This window comes from Pseudoclavibacter sp. RFBJ3 (genome assembly GCF_002931375.1).
Taxonomy (GTDB): Bacteria; Actinomycetota; Actinomycetes; order Actinomycetales; family Microbacteriaceae; genus Pseudoclavibacter.
This window is the reverse complement of the sequence record NZ_PSXZ01000005.1, coordinates 184,241-206,488: the sequence shown is the minus strand read 5'-3', so window position 1 is coordinate 206,488 and position 22,248 is coordinate 184,241. Positions and strand designations below refer to the sequence as shown.

22 protein-coding genes and 1 tRNA gene are annotated in these 22,248 nt (G+C 68.7%); 6 read left to right on the top strand and 17 right to left on the bottom strand.

What is annotated here, in order from left to right; all coding sequences use genetic code 11:
- The first annotated feature begins 74 nt into the window (after positions 1-74).
- The 5 genes from C5E07_RS07145 (at position 75) to C5E07_RS07125 (ending at position 3,196) form a co-directional block, all read left to right on the top strand.
- Entirely contained in the window at positions 75-284 is a 210-nt protein-coding gene (locus C5E07_RS07145) for an MbtH family protein (RefSeq protein WP_104298996.1), read from the top strand.
- Positions 281-1,264 carry an ATP-binding cassette domain-containing protein gene (locus C5E07_RS07140; RefSeq protein ID WP_104298934.1) on the top strand — a complete coding sequence of 328 codons (984 nt, stop codon included), beginning with the start codon at positions 281-283 and terminating at the stop codon, positions 1,262-1,264. The genes C5E07_RS07145 and C5E07_RS07140 overlap by 4 nt, the downstream gene beginning before the upstream one ends.
- Complete coding sequence (locus tag C5E07_RS07135) at positions 1,261-2,061, top strand: ABC transporter permease (RefSeq protein ID WP_104240835.1); 801 nt, start codon at positions 1,261-1,263, stop codon at positions 2,059-2,061. The genes C5E07_RS07140 and C5E07_RS07135 overlap by 4 nt, the downstream gene beginning before the upstream one ends.
- Complete coding sequence (locus tag C5E07_RS07130) at positions 2,058-2,822, top strand: 4'-phosphopantetheinyl transferase superfamily protein (RefSeq protein WP_181057863.1); 765 nt, start codon at positions 2,058-2,060, stop codon at positions 2,820-2,822. The genes C5E07_RS07135 and C5E07_RS07130 overlap by 4 nt, the downstream gene beginning before the upstream one ends.
- 104 nt (positions 2,823-2,926) lie before the next feature.
- Entirely contained in the window at positions 2,927-3,196 is a 270-nt protein-coding gene (locus C5E07_RS07125) for an acylphosphatase (RefSeq protein WP_160070539.1), read from the top strand.
- Positions 3,197-3,232: 36 nt separating this feature from the next.
- Here C5E07_RS07125 and C5E07_RS07120 read toward each other — a convergent pair whose 3' ends face one another.
- From C5E07_RS07120 to ileS, 16 genes are all read right to left on the bottom strand, one after another.
- A complete protein-coding gene (locus C5E07_RS07120) occupies positions 3,233-3,985 on the bottom strand; it encodes a DUF1345 domain-containing protein (RefSeq protein ID WP_181057861.1) in 753 nt (250 codons plus the stop codon).
- 85 nt (positions 3,986-4,070) lie between these two features.
- Positions 4,071-4,146, bottom strand: a tRNA-Ala gene (locus tag C5E07_RS07115).
- Between the two features lie 76 nt (positions 4,147-4,222).
- Positions 4,223-5,008 carry a sulfite exporter TauE/SafE family protein gene (locus tag C5E07_RS07110; protein WP_258063086.1) on the bottom strand — a complete coding sequence of 262 codons (786 nt, stop codon included), beginning with the start codon at positions 5,006-5,008 and terminating at the stop codon, positions 4,223-4,225.
- 5 nt (positions 5,009-5,013) lie between these two features.
- On the bottom strand, positions 5,014-5,418 hold the full coding sequence (gene rsfS / locus C5E07_RS07105; RefSeq protein ID WP_104298995.1) for a ribosome silencing factor: 405 nt from the start codon (positions 5,416-5,418) through the stop codon (positions 5,014-5,016).
- 70 nt (positions 5,419-5,488) lie between these two features.
- A complete protein-coding gene (locus tag C5E07_RS07100) occupies positions 5,489-6,328 on the bottom strand; it encodes a hypothetical protein (RefSeq protein ID WP_104298931.1) in 840 nt (279 codons plus the stop codon).
- Positions 6,325-6,954 (bottom strand): nicotinate-nucleotide adenylyltransferase, encoded by a 630-nt coding sequence (nadD, locus tag C5E07_RS07095; RefSeq protein ID WP_104240830.1) that lies wholly within the window; start codon positions 6,952-6,954, stop codon positions 6,325-6,327. The genes C5E07_RS07100 and nadD overlap by 4 nt, the downstream gene beginning before the upstream one ends.
- A 20-nt stretch (positions 6,955-6,974) precedes the next feature.
- Positions 6,975-7,244 carry a hypothetical protein gene (locus C5E07_RS07090; protein WP_104298930.1) on the bottom strand — a complete coding sequence of 90 codons (270 nt, stop codon included), beginning with the start codon at positions 7,242-7,244 and terminating at the stop codon, positions 6,975-6,977.
- A 28-nt stretch (positions 7,245-7,272) separates the two neighbouring features.
- On the bottom strand, positions 7,273-8,781 hold the full coding sequence (gene obgE / locus C5E07_RS07085) for a GTPase ObgE (protein WP_104298929.1): 1,509 nt from the start codon (positions 8,779-8,781) through the stop codon (positions 7,273-7,275).
- A gap of 105 nt (positions 8,782-8,886) precedes the next feature.
- A complete protein-coding gene (gene rpmA / locus C5E07_RS07080) occupies positions 8,887-9,141 on the bottom strand; it encodes a 50S ribosomal protein L27 (RefSeq protein WP_068481308.1) in 255 nt (84 codons plus the stop codon).
- Between the two features lie 18 nt (positions 9,142-9,159).
- On the bottom strand, positions 9,160-9,468 hold the full coding sequence (rplU, locus tag C5E07_RS07075; RefSeq protein WP_068481311.1) for a 50S ribosomal protein L21: 309 nt from the start codon (positions 9,466-9,468) through the stop codon (positions 9,160-9,162).
- A gap of 222 nt (positions 9,469-9,690) precedes the next feature.
- Positions 9,691-12,348: an Rne/Rng family ribonuclease gene (locus C5E07_RS19735; RefSeq protein ID WP_258063798.1), complete on the bottom strand. Its 2,658-nt coding sequence runs from the start codon at positions 12,346-12,348 to the stop codon at positions 9,691-9,693.
- Between the two features lie 287 nt (positions 12,349-12,635).
- A complete protein-coding gene (locus C5E07_RS07065) occupies positions 12,636-13,898 on the bottom strand; it encodes a M20 family metallopeptidase (protein WP_104240827.1) in 1,263 nt (420 codons plus the stop codon).
- A gap of 105 nt (positions 13,899-14,003) precedes the next feature.
- On the bottom strand, positions 14,004-14,426 hold the full coding sequence (gene ndk / locus C5E07_RS07060; protein WP_104240826.1) for a nucleoside-diphosphate kinase: 423 nt from the start codon (positions 14,424-14,426) through the stop codon (positions 14,004-14,006).
- Between the two features lie 74 nt (positions 14,427-14,500).
- Positions 14,501-14,953, bottom strand: a complete 453-nt coding sequence (locus C5E07_RS07055) for a DUF4233 domain-containing protein (RefSeq protein ID WP_258063797.1) — start codon at positions 14,951-14,953, stop codon at positions 14,501-14,503.
- Positions 14,950-16,278, bottom strand: coding sequence for a folylpolyglutamate synthase/dihydrofolate synthase family protein (locus C5E07_RS07050; protein ID WP_104298994.1), 1,329 nt, complete (start codon positions 16,276-16,278; stop codon positions 14,950-14,952). The genes C5E07_RS07055 and C5E07_RS07050 overlap by 4 nt, the downstream gene beginning before the upstream one ends.
- 221 nt (positions 16,279-16,499) lie before the next feature.
- Positions 16,500-19,790, bottom strand: a complete 3,291-nt coding sequence (ileS, locus tag C5E07_RS07045; protein WP_104298927.1) for an isoleucine--tRNA ligase — start codon at positions 19,788-19,790, stop codon at positions 16,500-16,502.
- Positions 19,791-20,146: 356 nt separating this feature from the next.
- On the opposite strand from ileS, the gene C5E07_RS07040 reads away from it, so the two are divergent.
- Entirely contained in the window at positions 20,147-20,632 is a 486-nt protein-coding gene (locus C5E07_RS07040; protein ID WP_104240823.1) for a hypothetical protein, read from the top strand.
- 78 nt (positions 20,633-20,710) lie between these two features.
- On the opposite strand, the gene C5E07_RS07035 is transcribed toward C5E07_RS07040, so the two are convergent.
- Positions 20,711-22,204 (bottom strand): HNH endonuclease signature motif containing protein, encoded by a 1,494-nt coding sequence (locus tag C5E07_RS07035; protein ID WP_104298926.1) that lies wholly within the window; start codon positions 22,202-22,204, stop codon positions 20,711-20,713.
- Positions 22,205-22,248: the final 44 nt, after the last annotated feature.

Sequence of the window (22,248 nt, the reverse complement as noted above, 5' to 3'; positions counted from 1 at the left end):
TGCTCCGAAGCACCTGGAGAACCATTCGCGCCACCTCACTCACGAACCCCCGCGTGAACAGAGAAGGGAACATCATGACCAATCCGTTCGATGACATCTCCGCAGAGTTCCGAGTCCTCGTCAACGAGCTGCAGCAGCACTCCCTCTGGCCTGACTTCGCCGACGTGCCCGCAGGCTGGGTCGTCGTCTACGGCCCAGCCCCCAAGCAGGCCTGCCTCGACTACGTGACCGAGAACTGGCGAGACATCACGCCCGTCCGCGAGCGCGACCTGGCGGTCTCGTGATCTCGATCCGCGGGCTCAGGAAGCGCTTCGGCGACTTCACCGCGCTCGACGGCGTCGACCTCGAGATCCCAGCAGGCTCCGTCCACGCACTCCTCGGCCCGAACGGGGCGGGCAAGACCACCACCGTCCGAGTCGTCACGACCCTCCTCGACCCGGATGCCGGCGACGTGCAGGTCGCCGGCCACTCCGTCCGGCGCCAGGCTCAGGACGTGCGCCGCAGCATCGGCGTCTCCGGCCAGTACGCGGCCGTCGACGAGAAGCTCACCGGAGTCGAGAACCTGACGATGGTCGGCCAGCTCTACGGCATGCGGCGCCGAGACGCGAAGGCACGCGCGAACGAGCTGCTCCGCGACTTCCGCCTCGACGACCTGCACCCCAAGAAACGCGCGGGCGACTACTCGGGCGGCATGCGCCGCCGCCTCGACCTTGCCGGCGCCATCGTCGCCAGGCCGCCCGTCGTGATCCTCGACGAGCCGACGACGGGACTCGACCCGCGCGGGCGTCGCGATACCTGGGATGCGATCCAGACGCTCGCGACGGCAGGCACGACGGTGCTCCTGACAACCCAGTACCTGGAGGAGGCCGACCAGCTGGCCGATGCCATCTCGGTCATCGACTCGGGCCGGATCGTGGCAGAGGGCACCGCGTCGGCGCTCAAGGCGCGGGCAGGAGGAGCCGCGATCGATCTTGTGCTCGAGCGGGCGGAGGACGGCCACAGGGCTCTCCAGATCGTCGCCGCGATCGGACGCGAGGCGTCCCTCGACGACCGCGCCGTGCGCATCACCGCCAAGGCACCGAACGGCAGCCGTGATCTCGCTGCCGTGCTCGCCGGCCTCTCGGAGGCCGGGATCGGCACGATCGAGGCGGCGCTGCGTCAGCCGACCCTCGACGAGGTCTTCCTCCAGATCACGGGGCAGCGACCCGACGACGCGTCCGCCGAGCTGCACACCGACGACGAGCGAGAGGCGGTCACCGCATGAGCGCAATCACCGCGGCCTTCCGCGACGGCAGCATCGTCGCCCGCAGGAACGTGCTCAACGTGCAGCGCACGCCTGGCGCCCTCGTGACCGGCATCGCGCAGCCCATCATCTTCGTCCTCATCCTCGCCTTCGTCTTCGGCGGCGCGTTGGGCGGCGCCGACTACCGGCAGTTCCTGATCGGCGGCATTCTCGCCCAGACCCTGACCTTCAACTCCTCGTTCACCGCCGTCTACCTCGCGAAGGACCTGCAGTCCGGCCTCATCGATCGGCTCCGCACGCTCCCCATGTCGCGCGTCGGCGTCATCCTCGGACGGACGAGCTCCGATCTCGTCACGAGCATCATCTCCATCGCCGTGATCCTGACGTGCGGACTCGCGATCGGCTGGCGCGTCGAATCCGGCCCGCTCGAAGTGCTCGCCGCCTTCGCGCTGCTGCTGCTCTTCGCCTTCGCGACCTCCTGGATCGGCGCGACCATCGCGCTCACCGCGAAGAGCGTCGAGGTCGCGCAGAGCCTCGGCCTCCTGTGGCTGTTCCCCGTCTGCTTCATCTCCGGTGCCTTCGTCTCAGCGGACATGCTTCCCGGCCCCCTTCGCGCGTTCGCGGAGTGGAACCCGGTCACGGCGGTCGCAAGCGCCGTCAGGGAGCTCTTCGGCAACGCGGCCCCGAGCGGCTTCACGGCTGCCGGAGGATGGCCCGCCGAGAACGCCGTCCTGTACGCGTTCCTGTGCAGCGTCGCGATCATCGCGATCTTCGCGCCGATCGCCGTGTGGCAGTACCGCCGCATCAGCCGCCGATGATCGCCGTGCTCGCCGCTGGCATCGACGAGGTTCTCGACGCCGCGTCGCAGTGCGCGAGCGCCGACGACCTCGCCGCCGCCGGCGCTCGGAGCACCGAGGAGCTGCGTCGCCGCACGCTGGCGGGGCGCGCCGCCCTCCGGCTGCTGGCGGCGTGGGGCCGCGGGGTCCCGCTCGAGCTGGCCGGCGAGCTCGACATCGCCCGCCGCTGCGCAGACTGCGGCGGGCGCCACGGGCAGCCGACGAGCAGCGACCTCTCGCTCAGCTCCTCGACGACGAACGGCCGGGTGCTCGTCGCGATCGCCGACCCGGCGGACGCGATCGGCGTCGACATCGAGACCGTGCCGACACAGCTGTGGTCCGAGTTCGACGCGTACGCCCTGCACCCAGCAGAGCGGCTCCGGATGCCCGCGTCGACGCAGCGGGTGGGCGTCGCCGCTCGCATCGCCCTCTGGACGGCGAAGGAGGCCGCGCTGAAGGTCTCCGGCCGTGGCCTCCGAGACGAGCCGTCCTCGCTGCTCGTCGAGGAGCATCCGCTCGATGGGCACCCTTCCTGGCGCATCGTCCACGGTGCGCCGAGTCCCGCATCTGGTCCGTCTTCCGTGAGTGTGCGCCAACTCGCGATCGGCGGCAGCGCGGAGGCATCGATCGCCACCACCCGCCCCCAGGAGGTACGGCTCTGGAGCATGCCCGAGCTGCTGACCGAGCTCGGCTGCCTCCCGGACACCGGCTACGACGTGGGCGAGCTCTCGCACCTGACCTGACCGCGGAAGCTCCCCGAGCCCGCCAGATGGGAAAAGGCTGTGCTTCTCACCTCACACGGGCCGGCATCTTCCCGGATTCCAGGCGTGGAAAGCACAATGTGGCTATGCGGAGAGTCAACGTCATCGTGGCCGGGACTGTCCAGGGTGTCGGCTACCGCTTCACCACGGCGCAGGAGGCGCAGCGTCTGGGTGTGAGCGGCTGGGTCCGCAACCTCCACGACGGCCGGGTCGAAGCCGAGCTCGAAGGAGAGGAGCACCAGGTGGATGCGCTCCTCGCGTGGATGAGCAAAGGGCCCCCGTACGCCGAAGTCACCGCATCTCGCGTCTCCGAGCGGACCCCAAAGGGAACCGAGGGCTTCCGCGTCGTGCGCTGAGCCTTCCGGCGTTAGCCTCCCCGCGTTGCCCTCCCCCTAGGTCGTGAGCCCGCCGAAGAGCACCGAGACCATCATGGCGACGATGACCGAGTTGAACGCGAACGCCAGCACCACGTTGGTCCGGGCGATGCGCCAGCCGCGGCGCGACGTGATCTCGGCCGACGCCGTCGCCGCCATCGTCGACATCAGGACCGCGAGCGTCAGGTAGTCGCCGAAGCGAGGCTCCTCCTCGAACGGGAACACGATCTGCGACCGGCGCGCGGCATCCCGCTCGCGCTCGTCCGCTCCCCCATGTCCCGCCTCAGCATCAGGGACCGCGTCGAGGCGGAGGTACTCCAACGCGAACGCGTAGACCATGAGCGCCCACGAGGCCGCGACCGTGGCGAGCCCGAGCACCACGAAGATGGTCTGGTCGCGGAAGGCGGGTTCCTGCGCGATAGCGACCGTGAGGGCGACCGCGACCATGGCGCCCGCCATCGTCCAGTCCGTCGCTCCCCCGTAGCCGACGAGCCGATGCCACCAGCGGCGCTTCGTGATGCGCTCTCGCCTCGAGGCGACCCGCAGCTGCACCGCGTCCGCGTTGCGATAGGCGAGGTGCGTCCAGACCAGGTACACCGTTCCGAACAGCGGCCAGAACACGATGAAGACGCTCACGAGGTAGCGAACCGTGTCGCCGATCTCGACGCCGAGGCGTCTCGCCACGAACAGGTAGAAGGCCGCTGCGAACGGCACCGCGATGAGCGCGCTCCAGTTGGCCCGTGCAGTGTCGCCCATGATGCGTCTCGCCATGCGGACATCCTCCCGCATCGCGCGGGGAACCGAGCGGCAGCTCAGACGAAAAAGCCCCGGTCAGCTTCAGCTGACCGGGGCTTCGTGGTGGATCTGAGGGGATTCGAACCCCTGACCCCCTGCATGCCATGCAGGTGCGCTACCAGCTGCGCCACAGACCCGCACCCGTTTCCGGGAACTCGAAAATAATAGCTCAGAAGCTGGGACGCACCAAATCGAGGCGGCCAGCGCGTGTCGCTACCGAGCGGTGCGACGGGGCCACGCATCCACACCCATGCGCACCGCGATCACGACGAGGAAGGCCGCGAAGAGCAGATTCGCGAGCGACGGCGAGATGGCGGCGGCGCTCAAGCCCCCGAGGCTCGTCGTGAGGCAGGCGGCGCCACCGACCGCGAGGCCGGCACCCACATCCACGTTCTTGCGTCGCAGGTTGCTGATCGTGCCGGACAGCGCCGTCGGAATCATCATGAGCAGGGAGCTGCCCTTCGCGAGCAGGTCGCTCGAGCCGAAGAGCACGACCAGCATCGGCACGACCACGACTCCCCCGCCGATGCCGAGCAGACCGGACAGCACGCCCGTGCAGAGGCCCAGGAACACCAGCAGCGCCCCACCGAGCAGATCGATGTGCACTGCGGCGTCCCTCGACGGCACGACGAGGAAGAGCGAGACGATGACGACCCCGATGAACGCGATGAACGCCCACTGCAGCGTGCGCTTCGAGATCTTCTCCAGCAGCCACGACCCGAGCGGGGCACCCGCGATCGCACCCACGGCCAGGAGCCCCGCCAGGAGCAGGTCGACGTTGCCGCCGACCGCGTACGTCACCACCCCGACGATCGCCGACGGCAGGATGGCGAGCAGCGAGGTGCCAGCGGCCAAGCGGGTGTCGAGCCGCACCAGATAGACGAGTGCAGGCACGATGAGGATGCCCCCGCCGACCCCGAAGAGCCCAGAGAGGAAGCCCGCGAGCAAGCCGGTGAGGATGAGCCAGGCCCATCCGCCCTTCGACCTGCGGGGCGTCACGCCGCTCAGCTCTGCTCGGCCTGGTTCGGCTGCTCGGCGGCTGCGTCGCCCTCGCCGAGATCGAGCTTCACGACGGGTGCGTCGTTCCACAGTCGCTCGAGCCCGTAGAACGTGCGCTCCTCCTCGTGGAAGACGTGCACGACGATGTCGTTGAAGTCGAGGAGCACCCAGCGACCCTCGCGACGGCCCTCTCGGCGCAGCGTGCGCTGCCCGATGTCGCGCATCGCGTCTTCGATCTCATCGGCGATGGAGAGCACCATGCGCTCGTTGCGACCGGAGACGAGGAGGAAGATGTCCGTGAGCGGCATGTTGTTCGAGACATCCAGGGCGACGATGTCGAAGCCGAGTCTCTTGTCGGCAGCCTTCGCTGCGATGTCTGCCAGTTCGATTGCTCGCGTACTCGCGGTCATTCGGTCCCTTTCATTGAGAGCCCAGATGAGCTCAACGTGGTGTCCGAGAGGCGATGCGCTCGCCAGCTGATCAGAACCAACCCTGAACAATACCCAGGATCACTGCGACAACGCCAGCCACAGCGACGGCAAGGCCACTCACGACCGCCCAGATCGACAGCCGCACGCCGTGCCCACGGCGGGGTGCGAGCGGCATTCCAGGCTCGCGCACCGCGCGGCTGGCCGCGACCGGACTGCGCTCCTCGACGGCCCTCGAGTGCAGCTGCTCGTCGCCCTCGTCAGCGTGGTCGATCTCCGGCGAGTCGAGCCCCGTCGTCAGCGTGCCGAAGTTGGAGAGCTCGCGGGAGACCTGCATCTTGCCCGTGATCATGAGATCACCCGCGCCGCTGAGGGCGCCGGTGATATCGGGCGAGCTCATCTCCGGCATGACGATCATGCCCGTCGGCGTCTCGTCCGTGGAGTGGCTGGCCATGACGAGGCGTCGGAAGTAATCGCCGCTCGTGCCGTCCTCCTGAGCCTCCTGCTCGACGGCCGCCGGGCTCCGATTGAACGAGTCGCCGGGCAACTCGGGGGCCTCAGCGACGTCCGGGGTCTCAGAAGCCTCAGATACCTCAGTGGCCTCAGTGGTCCCGAGCGTCGCCGGCACGTCGATCGGCGTCGGTGAGAGGCCGTCGTTCTGGAGCGGAGCCTCGAGCGCGACGCCGGATGCGAGCTGCGCCGACTCAGCAGGAGGGGCCGGCGCGGCTGGAATGACGGGAACGATGGGAGTTGCTGGAGCGGCTTCGTCGGATCCCGCCCCGGCCTCCACGGAGACCGTCGGCGCCATCGTCGGGAGCTCGGGCTGCTCGCCCTTCTCGCGGCGACGTTCGAGCTCGCGAAGCTCGCGGCGGGTCAGTGGGGCGTCACTCATATGGCATCAATCTCTTCTGCCGTGTACAGCCTGTGCTTGGCCATGTACTGCACGACACCGTCTGGCACCAGGTACCAGACCGGCTTCTCCTCGTAGGCCCTCGCCCTGATGTCCGTCGAGGAGATCGCCAGGGCTGGGATCTTGAGCGCCGTCACCTTGTCGGCGGGGATGCCGTCGGTGCGCATCTCGTGCCCCGGTCGCGAGACGGCGACGAACTGGGCGAGCTCGAACAGCTCGAGCGAGTTCTTCCACCCGAGGATCTGCGCGATGGCATCCGCACCCGTGATGAAGTACAGGTCCGCATCCGGGCGGAGTCGCTGGACGTCGCGCAGCGTGTCGATCGTGTACGTGGGGCCGTCGCGGTCGACGTCGACACGACTCACCTTGAACCGGGGGTTCGAGGCCGTCGCGATGACCGTCATCAGGTAGCGGTGCTCGACCGGGGTGACGTGCGACTTGTGCGACGGCTTCCCCGTCGGCACGAAGAGCACCTCATCGAGATCGAAGTGCGCCGCCGCCTCGCTCGCCGCCACGAGGTGCCCGTGGTGGATCGGGTCGAAGGTTCCACCCATGACGCCGACTCTGCGGCGCTCGGGAACGGGGGAAGGCTCGACGGTGTGAGGCATAAGGCGGGCGCGTCTCCGCGCTAGTGCTTCGGGTGCTCCGAGCCGGCCTCGATGACGCCAGCGTGGTTGAACGGCTCGTAGGGAACGACCTTGGAGTCGACCGGGTTGCTGTGCCACGTGTTGCGGAACGCGTACGTGACGACGATGAGGGCCACGAAGGCGACGAGCGTGACGACACCGAACATGATCGGGGGCATCACCAGCTCGTTGACGATGTGGTGCCCCTCTTCGGCCAGCACGGATTGGGCCAGCACGGCATCAGCAAGCGCAGCGGGAATCAGCTCGATCATGCGTCCCACCCTACCAATGTTCGCGAGGTCACTCGTCGACCTTCCACACGCCGCCCTCGCGCTCGCGCTCGAGTTCGGCACGCGCCGCGGCCTTGCCGTCCATGCGCTCGTAGTAGCCCTCGCGCCGCTCACGCGTGGTGGTGCGGCTGTTCTCCTCGAGGCGACTGTCCGTGCCACGCGGCGAGACCGTGAGCTCTGCCGCGCTCGTGAGCGTCGGCTCCCAGTCGAAGACGATGCCCTGCGCGCCAGGCCCGATGATGACGGCGGAACCGGCGACTGCACCGGCCTTGAAGAGGGCTTCCTCGACACCGATCTTGTTGAGGCGGTCCGCGAGGTAGCCGATGGCCTCGTCGTTCGCGAAGTCCGTCTGCGCGACCCAACGCTGCGGCTTCTCACCGAGGATCCGGTACGTGTTTCCGTGCGTTCCGCCCTCGACGCGGATCTCGAACGGCTTCTCGTCGACGGGGCGCGGACGCAGCACGATGCGCGGCTTGATGGCCAGCTCGGCGAGCTTGGCCTCCCTGTCGCGGTCGATGAGCTCGCCGAGCGCGAAGGAGAGCTCCTTGAGACCCTCGTGGCTCACCGTCGAGATCTCGAAGACACGGTAGCCGCGCTCCTCCAGCTCGGGGCGCACGAATTCGGCGAGCTCACGCCCATCGTGCAGGTCGATCTTGTTGAGCGCGACGAACTGCGGACGCTCCAGGAGCGGCGTCTGCCCCTCCGGCACCGGGTAGTTGCCGAGCTCCTCGAGGATGACATCGAGGTCGCTGATCGGGTCGCGGCCCGGGTCGAGCGTTCCGCAGTCGAGCACGTGCAGCAGCGCGGAGCACCGCTCGACGTGCCGCAGGAAGTCGAGGCCGAGGCCCTTGCCCTCGCTCGCGCCCTCGATGAGGCCGGGAACGTCGGCGACCGTGTAGCGGTACTGGGCCGCCTGCACGACGCCGAGGTTCGGGTGGAGCGTGGTGAAAGGGTAGTCGGCGATCTTCGGCTTGGCCGCGGACATCGCCGCGATGAGGCTCGACTTGCCAGCGGACGGGTAGCCGACGAAGGCCACATCCGCGACGATCTTGAGCTCGAGCTGCACCTGCAGCTCCTCGCCTGGCGTGCCGAGCAGAGCGAAGCCAGGCGCCTTGCGCTTCGTGTTGGCGAGCGACGCGTTGCCGAGACCGCCCTGTCCGCCTTCGGCAGCGACGTAGCGCATGCCGGGCTCGGAGAGGTCAGCGAGTTCGACGCCGTCCGCGTCGCGGACGACCGTTCCGACGGGAACCGGCAGATCGAGCGGCTGACCGGTGTACCCGTTGCGCCAATCGCCCATCCCGAAGCCGCCCTTGTCGCTCGAGCGATGCGGCTTGTGGTGGTACGACAGCAGCGTCGTCTCCTGCGGGTCGGCGTAGAACGTGATGCTGCCGCCGTTGCCGCCATCACCGCCGTCGGGGCCGGCGAGTGGCTTGAACTTCTCGCGCTTGACAGAGACGCAGCCGTTGCCACCCTCTCCAGCGCGCAGATACAGCGTCACCTGGTCGACGAAGGTGGCCATGAAGAGCTCCTGTAGAACGATAAGTCGTGAAAATACGGATGAGGGGCGGACCGTGGCCCGCCCCTCATCCTGACACCGCCCTGGATTCAGGGACTGTGCTTGCTGCTATTCGCCAGCGACGATGTTGACCACCTTGCGGCGGCCCTTCGCACCGAACTCGACGATGCCTGCCGAGAGGGCGAACAGCGTGTCGTCGCCACCGCGGCCCACGAGGGCGCCGGGGTGGAAGTGCGTGCCGCGCTGACGGACGAGGATCTCGCCCGCGCTGACGGTCTGGCCCGCGAAACGCTTCACGCCGAGGCGCTGAGCGTTCGAGTCACGGCCGTTGCGAGTCGAGCTCGCTCCCTTTTTGTGTGCCATTGAAGTCTGCTCCTCGACTTACTTGATGTCGGTGATCTTGATGCGCGTGAGCTCCTGACGGTGGCCCTGACGCTTCTTGTAACCGGTCTTGTTCTTGTACTTCTGGATGACGATCTTCGGGCCGCGGAGGTCGTTGAGGACCTCTGCAGTCACCGTGACCTTAGCGAGCTTCTCTGCGTCACTCGTGATGGTCTCACCGTCGACGAGCAGCACAGCCGGAAGCGTGACGTTGCCCTTCTTGTCGGCAACAACACGGTTCGTGGTGAGCACAGTGCCCACCTCTACCTTCTCCTGCCGTCCACCGGCGCGCACAACTGCGAATACCACTTCAGTACCTTTTCTCCGAGCCCGACAAGGTCGGACGCTGTGTCTTCAAACTCTGGAAGCCCTGCTCGCTGCGGCGAGCTGACTCTGCCCTGCAACCGGGCGAGGGAATGCCAGCACGAATGCAAACGTGCAACAGCGAACCACTTTACCCGGCAGGGTCGGTGCGCGCAAGCGCACCCACCCACTCGACGCTTTCGCGTCCGGTCGCCCTACCCTGCCATCTTACTCGGCAGAGAGCGGCGGCGTCGTGATGCGGCGGCGGCGCGGACGCCCCGAAGCACCCTTGGGCGGCTCAACCGTCGCCGGTTGCGCTGCCTTCGGCGCAGACCCCGTCGGCGCTTCCTGAACCTTCTCAGGGGCGGCGGCGGGCGTCGTCACCTCGACCGCGGCGGGGGCCTCGGTCGTTTCGCCCGCTGCCGGCTGCTGCTCACCCTCTGGGGTGACCAGCGCATCCAGCAGCGAGTCGAGTTCACGAAGCGCTGCCGGGTCGGCCTCGCGCTTGGTCTGTGCCGGCTCGGCGCTCTGGGCCGAGTCGAAGTCGAAGAGGTTCTCGCTGGCGCGCGCCTTCCGGTCGTCGCCATCCGACTGCTGCACCGCATTGCGGTCGAGCGTCACCGGCTCGCTCGGCGCCTGCTCCGGAGCCTCCGACGTCGCCGGAGCCTGAGCATCCGTCTTGGCGCGCCTGCGGCCGCGACGCGAACGACGCGACTCACCCTGCTGCCCGGACTGCTCGTCGCCGCCACGCTCGTCGGCGACCGGCGCCTGGGCGCTCGCCTGCACGACGGGCTGCTGCTCTTCCGAAGGCTCGCCCTGCTTCTGCCCGGTGAGCGTCGACGCCGCGATCTTCGAGAGAGCGCCCCGCGCCTCCTCGGTGATGCCGTGCGTCGACGTCGCGGCCGGAGCTGCGACGGCACGAGGAGCCTGCTGCTCACGCTGCTGACCACCGCGGCCCTTGCGGCTGCTCTTCGCGTTCGCGCTGCTGTCAGGCGCTCCCCCACGGTGCTTGAGCACCGGGTCGTGGAAGACGATGACACCACGGCCAGCGCAGGACTCGCACGGCTCGCTGAACGTCTCGAGCAGGCCGAGACCGAGCTTCTTGCGGGTCATCTGCACGAGCCCGAGGCTCGTCACCTCTGCGACCTGGTGCTTCGTGCGGTCACGGCTCAGGCATTCGATGAGGCGACGCATGACGAGGTCTCGGTTCGATTCGAGCACCATGTCGATGAAGTCGACGACGATGATGCCGCCGATGTCGCGAAGACGCAGCTGGCGGACGACCTCTTCGGCCGCCTCCAGGTTGTTCTTGGTGACCGTCTCCTCGAGGTTGCCGCCGGAACCGACGAACTTCCCCGTGTTGACGTCGACGACCGTCATGGCCTCCGTGCGGTCGATCACCAGCGAGCCGCCGGACGGCAGCCAGACCTTCCGGTCCAGCGCCTTCTCGATGTGCTCGGTCGCGCGGTACTCGGCGAAGACGTCGCCGCCCTGGAACGCCTCGACGCGGTCGACGAGGTCAGGGGCGACCTGGTGCAGGTAGTTCGTGATGGTCTCGAGCTCTTCGCTGCCCTGGATCACGATCTTGTGGAAGTCCTCGTTGAAGACGTCGCGGATGATCTTGACGAGGAGGTCGGGCTCGGAGTGCAGGAGCGCCGGAGCGGGTCCCGCCTCGATGCGCGAGGAGATGTCGGCCCACTGCGCGGTGAGTCGGTTGACGTCGAGCTCGAGCTGATCCTGGGTCGCGCCCTCGGCAGCCGTGCGCACGATGACGCCGACGCCTGCCGGCAGCGTCTCCTTGAGGATCTTCTTGAGGCGTGCGCGCTCCGTGTCCGGGAGCTTGCGGGAGATGCCGTTCATGGAGTTCCCCGGCACGTAGACCAGGTAGCGACCAGGCAGCGACACCTGGCTCGTGAGGCGGGCGCCCTTGTGGCCGATCGGGTCCTTCGTGACCTGGACGAGCACGCGGTCGCCCGGCTTGAGGGCGTTCTCGATGCGACGCGACTTGCCGCCGACCTCCGCAGCGGCCCAGTCGACCTCACCGGAGTAGAGCACGGCGTTGCGGCCGCGCCCGATGTCGATGAAGGCAGCCTCCATGCTCGGGAGCACGTTCTGCACGCGACCGAGGTACACGTTGCCGATGAGCGACGACTCCTGCGAACGCGCGACGTAGTGCTCGACGAGCACCTTGTCCTCGAGCACGCCGATCTGGACGCGGTCGTCCTTGGCGCGGACGAGCATCACGCGGTCGACCGCCTCGCGACGAGCGAGGAACTCGGATTCGGTGATGACCTGCCGGCGACGCCCGCTCTCGCGGCCCTCGCGGCGGCGCTGACGCTTCGCCTCGAGACGCGTGGACCCCTTGATCTTCTGCGGCTCCGTGATGAGCACGGGCTCTTCGACCGGCTGCTCCTCGCGGGACTGACGACGACGCGTCGTCGACTGCTGGCGCTCTGCCGGGGCCTGTCGGCGGTCGTCGCGCGACGACTCCCTCGACCGCTCGCCGCGGTCGCCGCGGTCGTTGCGGTCAGCGCGGTCACGCTCGCCACGGTCCGAACGCTCGCCACGCTCGGAGCGGTCGTTGCGATCCTGCCTGTCGTAGCGATCGTTCCGGTCGCCGCGCTCTTGGCGCTCGTACGGCTCGTCGTCCTGACGGCGACCGCGGCCGCGGTCTTCGCGTGGGCTGCGTTCCAGCACCGGGGGCAGATCCGGCTGCAGGAAGAAGAGCGTCGTGGAGGAGATGACGGACGGGACCGACGACGCGGACTCCTCGGTCGACTCGTGCTCCACTGCGCCTACCTCTGCCGCAGTCGCGGACTCCTGGCCCGCCTCTGCGTCGAACTGCTCATCGGTGGTGTTCTGGTCTGATTCGTTTGTGGTCACCATTTCTGGTGTGCTCCTACTCCGGCGTGGCGCAAAGCGTGCGCCCACCCCTCCGGGCGATGAAGATGCCATGCATCCTCATCGAAAATGGTCTCCGCCCGTTCGGCGGAAAGGTTGTACGTGGTGTGCCGCGGTTGCGGCGATCCTGCCTGCGGCCCGTGCGACGGAGCGTTGCTCTGCTCGTGGCTCGTGCCTGAAAAACTTCGGGTGCCGTGGGACTCTGCCCGGTCGACCTTTCCAGTATCGCACGGCCACCGCATCCAGACCCGATTTCGGCTGTGCGCCCACCGTCAGGGCAGGACCCGCCTGTGGTGTGCGATGCCGAGGATGCGCTCGGCGGCCGCGCAGTACCCGGCGAGGAACGCGCTCGCCACGAGCCCGACCGCATCCTCCGTCGGAAGGAAGCGCGGGTGGTGGAGCGTCGGGGCGTAGGCACCTCCGGGCCCAGGCAGACCTGCCGTCTCGACGCCCGCGAAGCACATGATCGAGGGAACCTCGTCGCAGTAGTACGAGAAGTCGTCGCCGCCGAGCGAGCGCATGGGCTCCGCCCCGTCGACGCCGAGGCGCGCGAGCCAGTCGTCGGCATCGGACGCGAGGTGGGTGTCGTTGATGAGGACGGGCATGTTCTGGTGCATGTGCACGATCGCCTCCGTGCCGTACGCCTCAGCAGTGCGCACCGCGAGGTGCTGCACGGCCGCGAACAGCAGCTCGCGGTCTTTCGGCGCCGTCGTGCGCATCGACGCGAGCAGCCGGGCGCTCGAGGGCAGCACGTTCGCAGCCCCCTCGCCTGCGGTGAGCGTCCCGACGCTGATCACAGCGGGATTCATGGGCGAGATCGTGCGACGGACGACCTCGGGGAGTCCGAGCGCGATCTGGGCGACGGCAGCGACGGGGTCGGCCGCCTGGTGCGGGTACGCGCCGTGGCCGCCTCGTCCCTGCAGCGAGATCTCGATCTCGTCGGCAGCCGCGTTGATGTAGCCGCCGCCGATCGCGATCGCCCCTCGAGGGACGCCCGGGTGGACGTGCGCGCCGATGACGTGCTCGACCTGGAAGCGCTCGAGGCCGCCCTCCTGCACGATCTGATGCGCGCCCGAGGGGTAGGTCTCCTCCCGTGGCTGCAGGATCGGCACGAGTCCGACGGGGAGGTCGAGGTGGTCCGCGGCCCGGATGAAGGCGACGAGCGCCGCTTGGTGGACGTCGTGCCCGCAGGCGTGCATCGCGCCGTTCGACGAGGCGAACGGCACCCCGGTGAGCTCGGTCAGCGGCAGCGCATCCAGCTCGGCGCGCACCCCGACGGCACCCCCGGTCGCGGGGCCGAGGCGCCCGATGCGCCCGGAGTCGGCGATGCGGTGCATCGTGACCCGGTCGCCGAGCTCGGCCTCGAGGCGGGCAGCGGTGTCGTTCTCCTCACCGGAGAGCCGGGGGTCGGCGTGGAGCTCCTGACGCAACCGGACGGCCGCTGGCAGCTCCTCGCGCAGCGCAGCCCGCCACGCCGAGGCCAGCTCGTCGAGCCGCTCGCTGTGCTCCGTCGACGACGATCTCCCAGCCTTCATCTCGCAACTCGCCCCCGAATCAATGTTCTTGCACCTGACGGCCTGCCTACCGCGAAGCCTACGACTCGGCCGAAGCCCGACCGAGTCGTCCACCTCTCGAGTCGGTCAGGCCGCGAACCAGATGCCGAGCTCGCGCTCGGCGGACTCGACGGAGTCGGAGCCGTGCACGATGTTGAGGAGCACGCCGGCATCCCAGTCACGACCGAGGTCGCCTCGGATCGTGCCGGGCGCGGCAGTCGTGGGGTCGGTCGTGCCGGCGAGCGATCGGAAGCCCTCGATGACGCGGTGGCCCGCGACGCGGATCGCGACGGTCGGCCCCGACTGCATGAACTCGAGGAGGCCCTCGTAGAACGGCTTGCCCTCGTGCTCCGCGTAGTGCTCCGAGAGGAGCGCACGGTCTGCGTGGACGAGGCGGAGGTCGACGAGCGAGTAGCCCTTCGTCTCGATGCGGCGAAGCACTTCGCCCGTGAGGCCGCGCTGAACGCCGTCCGGCTTGACGAGGACGAGCGTCTCTTCGATGGTTGCCATGGTTCCTCCATTGGTCGTGGTGGTCGGCCCTGCGAGGGGCCAGGTCGTTCGGTGAATGCGTGCAGGTCAGCTGGTCAGCTGCTCGGTGGGTTGTTCTGCTCCGTGATGGGCATCCCGTCGACGCCGATCTCGCCCGCCGCGAGGCGACGGTTGTACTCGGCGATGATCGGAGCGCGCTGCCGGTCGATCTGGCCGCCCTTCCACATGAAGTACGTCCAGGATGCGAGGAACAGCGCCCCGACCACGAACATACCGGGGTGGAGGAAACCGGCGGCGACGAGCAGGATCTGCACGGCCCACCCGAGCCAGATCCCCCACTCGTACCTGAGCAGACCGATCGTCACGACGATGAGCACGGCGAAGGTGAGGCCGAGCGCAAACGCCGGAACGGGCTCGAGCACGCGCATCCCGAACACGAGCAGCGTGCCGAGGAAGACGACGAAGAGCTCGAAGCCCAGGAAGATGGAGCCGATGACCTCGCGGATGCTGCGCTGACGGGGCAGCCGCCCGCTGTTGCGCGGACTCACGACTCCTGCGCCCAGCCTTCGTCGCGCGAGAGGGTGAGCGCGGTGCCGATGAGCGTGACGGAGCCCGTGATGAGCACGGCGGCGTTCCTGCCATCATCTGCGCCCTCGGCGAGGAGATCGAGGGCGATCTCGCGGGCGCGCTCGATGGCATCCTCCGCTCGCTCGAGCACCTCGGGCTCGCCGCCGGTGACCTCGCGCACGATGTCGCCGAGCTCCTCGGCGTCGATGGCGCGCACCGAGTCGGACTGGGTGACGACGAAGCGCTCCGCGATGGGCTGCAGGGCGCGGACGATGCCGGCCGCGTCCTTGTCCGCCAGGACTCCGAGCACCACGACGACGCGCGAGAAGTCGAACGACTCGGTCACGGCCCTCGCGAGCGCCTCGGCGCCGTGCGGGTTGTGGGCGGCGTCGATGAGCATGGGCGGGGTGATGCCGATGCGCTCGAGGCGACCCGGCGACTTCACCTCGCCGAACGCCGCCTCGACGAGCTCATCGCGCAGGCTCCGGTTCGCGCCGAAGAACGCCTCGACGGCAGCGAGCGCGACGGCGGCGTTGTGCGCCTGGTACTCGCCGTCCAGCGGCAGGAGGAGGTCCTCGTACGTGCCAGCGACGCCGCGAACCGTCACGAGGCGTCCGCCGACGGCCAGCTGGTTGCTGACGACGGAGAAGTCCTTCGGCTCGGCGTGCATGTGCGCCTCGGACATCTCTGCGGCACGTGTGATCTCCGCGAGGACCTCGGGCTGCTGCTCTGCGGTGACGACGCGCGCGGCGGGCTTGATGATGCCGGCCTTGGTGCGCGCGATCTCCGAGAGCGTCCTGCCGAGTCGCTGCGTGTGGTCGAGCGCGATGGGCGTGAAGACGGCGACCTCGCCATCGGCGACGTTCGTGGAGTCCCACTCGCCTCCCATGCCCACCTCGACCACAGCGACATCCACGGGAGCGTCGGCGAAGCACGCGTAGGCGAGCACCGTGAGGGCCTCGAAGAACGTGAGGCGCGGCTCTCCCGCCGCCTCGAGCTCCGCATCGACGATCGAGAGGAAGGGCGTGATGTCCTCCCAGTTCGCGACGAGTCGTTCGTCGCTGATGGGACTTCCGTCGACGGCGATGCGCTCGTTGATGCGCTCGAGGTGCGGACTCGTGAGGAGGCCCGTGCGCAGGCCGTGGGCGCGCAGCACGGTCTCGATGATGCGCGCGGTCGAGCTCTTGCCGTTGGTGCCCGTGATGTGGATGACCGGGTACGCCGTGTGCACGTCTCCGAGGAGCTCGACGGCGCGCCTCGTCGCGTGGAGTCGCGGCTCGGGGGCCGCCTCCCCCACCCGCTCCATGAGCTCGTCGAAGACTCGCTCGCCTTCGCTGACCCAGTCGGTGCCCTCGAGGAGCGTTCGCTCGTCTTCCTCGCGCTCCGTCAGGACCTCGTCCTCGTCGTCGGAGAGCGCCGGCGTGAACGTCTCGGCGATATCCCTCGGCTCGAGCTCGAAGTCGCCGGATGCGTCCGATTCGCCGGACTGCTCTTCCCAGTCGCCGGAATCCTGCTGGTCGCGTTCGCTCACGCCACTACCTCCACGTCGATCTCAAGGGCACCATACGTGTCCGCGCTCACCTCGTCGTCAGCCGGCGACGCGAGTCCGCCGGTGACCTGGAACTCGACCGCGAGGGTCTCCCCCGAGATGAGCTCCCGATGCGCCTCGATGGCGGCGACCGACGCGTCGTCGGCGCGCAGGGCGAGGCGGATGCGGTCGGAGACCTCGAGTCCTGCCTCCTTGCGCGCATCCTGGACCGCACGCACGACATCGCGAGCGAGGCCCTCCGCGGCGAGCTCCGGACTCACGTTCGTGTCGAGCACGAGGATGCCGCCGCTCGGCAGCAGGGTGATGGCTCGGTCGTCGCTCTCGCCTGCGGTGACGAGCTTGACCTCGTATTCACCCGCCTCGAGCTGCAGTCCGCCAGCCGTGACGACGCCGTCGACCTCGCTCCAGTCTCCGGACTTCGAGGCCTTGATCGCCAGCTGCACCTGCTTGCCGAGGCGCGGGCCAGCCGCGCGCGCGTTGACCTGCAGGACGCGGTCGATGCCGTACTTGGCCTCGGACTCGGCGACGAAGCGCTCGAACTTCACGGACTTCACGTTGAGCTCGTCACGCAGGATGCTCGCGAAGGGCTCGAGCGCGTCCGTGTTCGGCGCGACGACGGTGAGGCTCGCGAGCGGGAGGCGCACGCGGCGCCCGGCCTGCTTGCGCAGGGACAGCGCCGAGCTCGTGACGCGGCGGACCGCATCCATCGAGTCGACGAGCGCCTGATCGCTGGGGAACGCCGACGCGTCCGGCCAGTCGGTGAGGTGCACGCTGCGGCCGCCCGTGAGCCCGCGCCACACCGTCTCGGAGATGAGCGGCGTGAGTGGCGCGGCGACGCGCGTGAGCGTCTCGAGCACGGTGTAGAGCGTGTCGAACGCCTCGGTGCTCGTGGCGTCGTCGGTCACTCCTCGCCAGAAGCGGTCGCGCGAGCGACGCACGTACCAGTTGGTGAGCACGTCCCCGAAGTCGCGGAGGCGCGATGCGGCGGTCGTCGAGTCGAGTGCCTCGAGGTCTGCCTGCACCTCGGAGACGAGCACGCCCAGCTTGGCGAGGATGTACTGATCGAGCACATCGCTCGAGTCGGTGCGGAACGTCGCCTCGTACGCCTGGGTCGAGCCGACCGCGGTGTTCGCGTAGGTCGTGAAGAAGTAATACGTCGACCACAGCGGCAGGAGGAACTGGCGGACGCCCTCGCGGATCGTCTCCTCGGTCACGATGAGGTTCCCGCCGCGCAGCACGGGGCTCGCCATGAGGAACCAGCGCATGGCATCCGACCCGTCTCGGTCGAACACCTCCTGCACGTCCGGGTAGTTGCGGAGGCTCTTCGACATCTTGCGACCGTCGTTGCCGAGCACGATGCCGTGGCTCACGACCCGCTTGAACGCGGGGCGGTGGAAGAGCGCCGTCGAGAGCACGTGCATGACGTAGAACCAGCCGCGCGTCTGCCCGATGTACTCGACGATGAAGTCGGCGGGCGAGTGCGAGTCGAACCACTCGCGGTTCTCGAACGGGTAGTGCACCTGCGCGTACGGCATGGAGCCGGAATCGAACCACACGTCGAGGACATCGGGGATGCGCCGCATCGTGGATGCACCGCTCGGGTCGTCCGGGTTCTGGCGCGTGAGCTCGTCGATGAACGGGCGGTGGAGGTCGGTAGGGCGCACCCCGAAGTCGCGCTCGATGTCGTCGAGCGAGCCGTAGACGTCGATGCGCGGGTAGTCGGGGTTGTCGCTCTTCCACACGGGGATGGGGCTGCCCCAATACCGGTTGCGGCTGATCGACCAGTCGCGGGCCCCTTCGAGCCACTTGCCGAACTGGCCGTCCTTGACGTTGTCCGGCACCCAGTCGATCTGCTGGTTGAGTTCGACGAGCTCGTCGCGGAACTGCGTGACGCGCACGAACCAGCTCGAGACGGCCTTGTAGATGAGGGGCTTGCGGCAGCGCCAGCAGTGCGGGTAGGAGTGCTCGTAGCTGGCCTGCTTGAACAGGCGGCCGTCGGCCCGCAGGAGCTGGGTGAGCGGCTTGTTGGCGTCGAAGACCTGCAGGCCGGCGACGGGCTCGACGGCGGAGAGGAACTTGCCGCCCTCGTCGACGGAGAGGATCGTTGGGATGCCGGCGGCATCGCTGAGCACCTTGTCGTCCTCACCGTAGGCGGGCGCCTGGTGCACGATGCCGGTGCCGTCGCTCGTGGTGACGTAGTCGCCGAGCAGGAACTGCCACGCATTCTGCGTACCGTAGGTCTCGGTGTCGGCGTAGAAGTCCCACAGGCGCTGGTAGCGGACGCCGGCCAGCTCGGCGCCCGTGAGGCTGCGGCTGGTCGCGTCGACCGCGTCCTCCGCGCTCTCGTAGCCGAGCTCCTTGGCATGGGCCGCGACGCGTGCGCTGGCGAGCAGGAAGGAGCCAGCGCCCGTCGCCGTGCCGTCTGCCGCGCCGAGCGGGCCAGCTGGCACGACGGCGTAGTCGATGTCCGGGCCGACCGCGAGGGCTAGGTTGGTCGGGAGCGTCCACGGGGTCGTCGTCCAGGCGAGCGCCTTCACGCCGGCGAGGCCGAGCGCATCCGCTCGATCCCCCTCGAGCGGGAAGGTGACGGTGACGGTCTGGTCCTGACGCATCTGGTAGACGTCGTCGTCCATGCGCAGTTCGTGGTTGGAGAGGGGCGTCTCGTCGTTCCAGCAGTACGGGAGCACGCGGAAGCCCTCGTAGGCGAGCCCGTCGTCGTAGAGCTTCTTGAAGGCCCAGAGCACCGACTCCATGTACGAGATGTCGAGCGTCTTGTAGTCGTTCTCGAAGTCGACCCAGCGGGCCTGGCGGGTGACGTACTCCTGCCACTCGCGCGTGTACTTGAGCACCGACTCGCGGGCGGCGTCGTTGAACGTGTCGATGCCCATGGCCTCGATCTCGGCCTTCGACTGGATGCCGAGCTGGCGCATGGCCTCGAGCTCGGCGGGCAGGCCGTGCGTGTCCCAGCCGAAGCGGCGGTGCACCTGGCGGCCGCGCATCGTGAAGTAGCGGGGGAAGACGTCCTTCGCGTACCCGGTGAGGAGGTGCCCGTAGTGCGGGAGCCCGTTCGCGAAGGGAGGGCCGTCGTAGAAGACCCACTCCTCGGCGCCCTCGCGCTGGTCGATGGAAGCCTGGAACGTGCCGTCTTCGCGCCAGAAGTCGAGCACGCGCTCTTCGAGGCGCGGGAACGACGGCGAGGCGGCGACGCTGTCTCTTGTCGAGCTGGCGGGATCGGCGGCTGGTCCGAACGAGGCCTTCGGGTAGCTCATGCGGTGGAACTCCTGGCAGTAAGTGGATGTGCTTGGTCTGCTTCAGGGACGCCTTCCGGCGCGGTACCACCCCGATTGCGCGCTCCCCCGGATCTGCTTTCCGTTGAAGGAAGGACGTCCGGCGGCGCTCGCCACTCGTTCCGGGCTGTGACGGGCCCTCCCGACCGGTTCTACTTGGCCTGCGTTCCTCGAGAGGCTCGCTCACCGTTCTTCCGGGGACTCCCCGCTGATGGGCGGATCACAGTCATGCTGCCAACATCGTACGCGCCCGGGCAAGGTGCGCGAAACGGACAGGCTCAGGGGAAGGCTGTGTACGCTCGCTTCTTCTGGATTCATCGACGGACGGCACTCAGCGCATGCTCACCTCTCACCTCTCGAAGCTCGCAGCGACCGGCATCTTCGCGACCATCGCGCTCACCGGATGCTCAGCGCTCGGCGGAGGGGAGACTGCGGCTCCGTCTCCCTCGGCTGCGACGACGACCGAGGCCACGACGGCCGAGGGCGGCGGAACCTGCGCGGATGTCCAGGCCGAGATCGATTCGATCAACACGAGCGTCCAGGGCATCCCCGACCAGGTGCCCGGTGACATCCCCGGAGCTGTCGCGACGCTCGAGACCGTAGGCGCCAGCCTCACGACGCTGCAGCAGAGCGTCACGGACCCCGACCTCAAGACGCACGTCGACACGCTCGTCACCGAGGTGACGGAGCTGCAGACCACAGCTGGGGAGCTCACGAACGGCGAGGGTGGCTTCGCGGCCGCCGCGAGCATCCTGACGCAGCTCGGCGAGGTCGAGTCGGCCCTCTCGTCGCTGACGGCTTACTGCGAGCTGCAGACGAGCTAGAGGAACCGAAAGGCCCTCGAGCAGCGCTGTCCGGAACCTTGCGAGAACTGCGGTCCCGCGCGACGGTCTCGCCTGCAGTCAGCTTCCGTGAAGCGGCTCCTGCAGTGCTGAGCCGCGCAGAGTTCTGCGCCGGAAGAGTCGATACTCCCAGCCCGGTCGGAGGGCTCGCCACCTGCCCGTCCGGTCGCGCACGATTTCGAGCTGGTTCTTGTGGGCCAGGTGATGATGGAAGCTGCAGAGGAGCACTCCCTCGTCGACGTTCGTGACGCCGCCTTCAACCCACGGCGTGGTGTGGTGCGCTTCGCACATGCCAGGCGGCTTCCAGCAGCCCGGCGTGATGCAGCCCCCGTCGCGGGAGGCGAGCGCTCGGCGTTGCGCGCGACTGTACAACCGCTGACGGCGGCCGAGTCTCAACGGTTCTCCGTTGGAACCCAGGAGCGCCACCTGCACGAACCCGTCGCAGAGGGTCTTCGCGACCAGGCTCGGCGGCACTGGCGTTCCGGTGCGCTCGAGATGCGGCACGTCGAGCGGGCGCTTGGCCTCTCCCTTCAGGCCAGGGTCCGTCGTGGTGATGACCACGGTGGGCGCCTCTCCGCCCGCGCGGGGAGCGTCCGGGGCTTCCGCGAATCGCGCGAAGACCGACTCCACGGCGTCCATGCGCTGCTGGGCTGGCGTGCGTCGGTCGGGGATTTGCTCATCTGGATGCGAGACGTCCACGTCCGCCGCGTCGATTCCCTCGGCACCGCGTCCGTCAGCGCCAGCGCTCCCGATGGGCGGGGCATCTTCGAAGGCAACCTTGCGGCGGGGCGAGGTGACCGTCTCGCACACCTTCCGGAGCAGCTCCCCCTGCTCCGGAGTCGCAACGAATCGCCCCGTGACCGTGCCATCCGAACGCTCCCGCATCCAGAATCCCCGCTTGCGCGCAACGCGCTCCGCGAGCGGTTCCGTGCCGTCGGGGTCGAGGAACGCCACCCACTGCGCGGCCTGGACCCGAAGCAGTTCCGGAGTTGCCGGGGCAAGATCTTCTGGGTTCACGCCCCGCGCCGAGTCGACAAGCTCTGCCTCAGCCGCGTCGAGATGCGCTCGCTCGGCACGGCCGTTCACGGGCTTCAATCCCTGCACGATCGCGGACGCCTGCGCGAGCGAGATCTGCGCGGCTGCAAGCGCCGTCGCAACGGCCGGATGTGCCGGCCCGAGATGCTCGCCCGTCAGACTCATCGGGGCGCGGGTGGTCTCCGCGACGCGAACCAGCGACCCGGCCTCGGCGCAGGGGACCCCCAGAAGCTGCTGGAGCATCTCCGCGAGGTTGGCGAAGCCCATGCTCCGGACGAGCTCGTCGCGCGACGAGCCCTCCTCGTCACGTCGAAGCACCTCCCCCGCAACCTCGACCAACGCCGCGTCCAGCGCGCGCCGACGGCTCGCGAGCTCCGCGATCACCACGGGAATCTCCATCGCCAGCAAAACCAGGGCGGTGCCGGGGGCCGCGATGAGCGCGTCGACCGTCGCGGTCTCCGGCGACGACCGCCTGGAGGCCGCCTCGTTGCGCCCCGTGCCAGCCTGCCCAAGAACCATGATGACCTCCCCCCCGGGATCACCTCGAGCCTAGCACCCAGAGC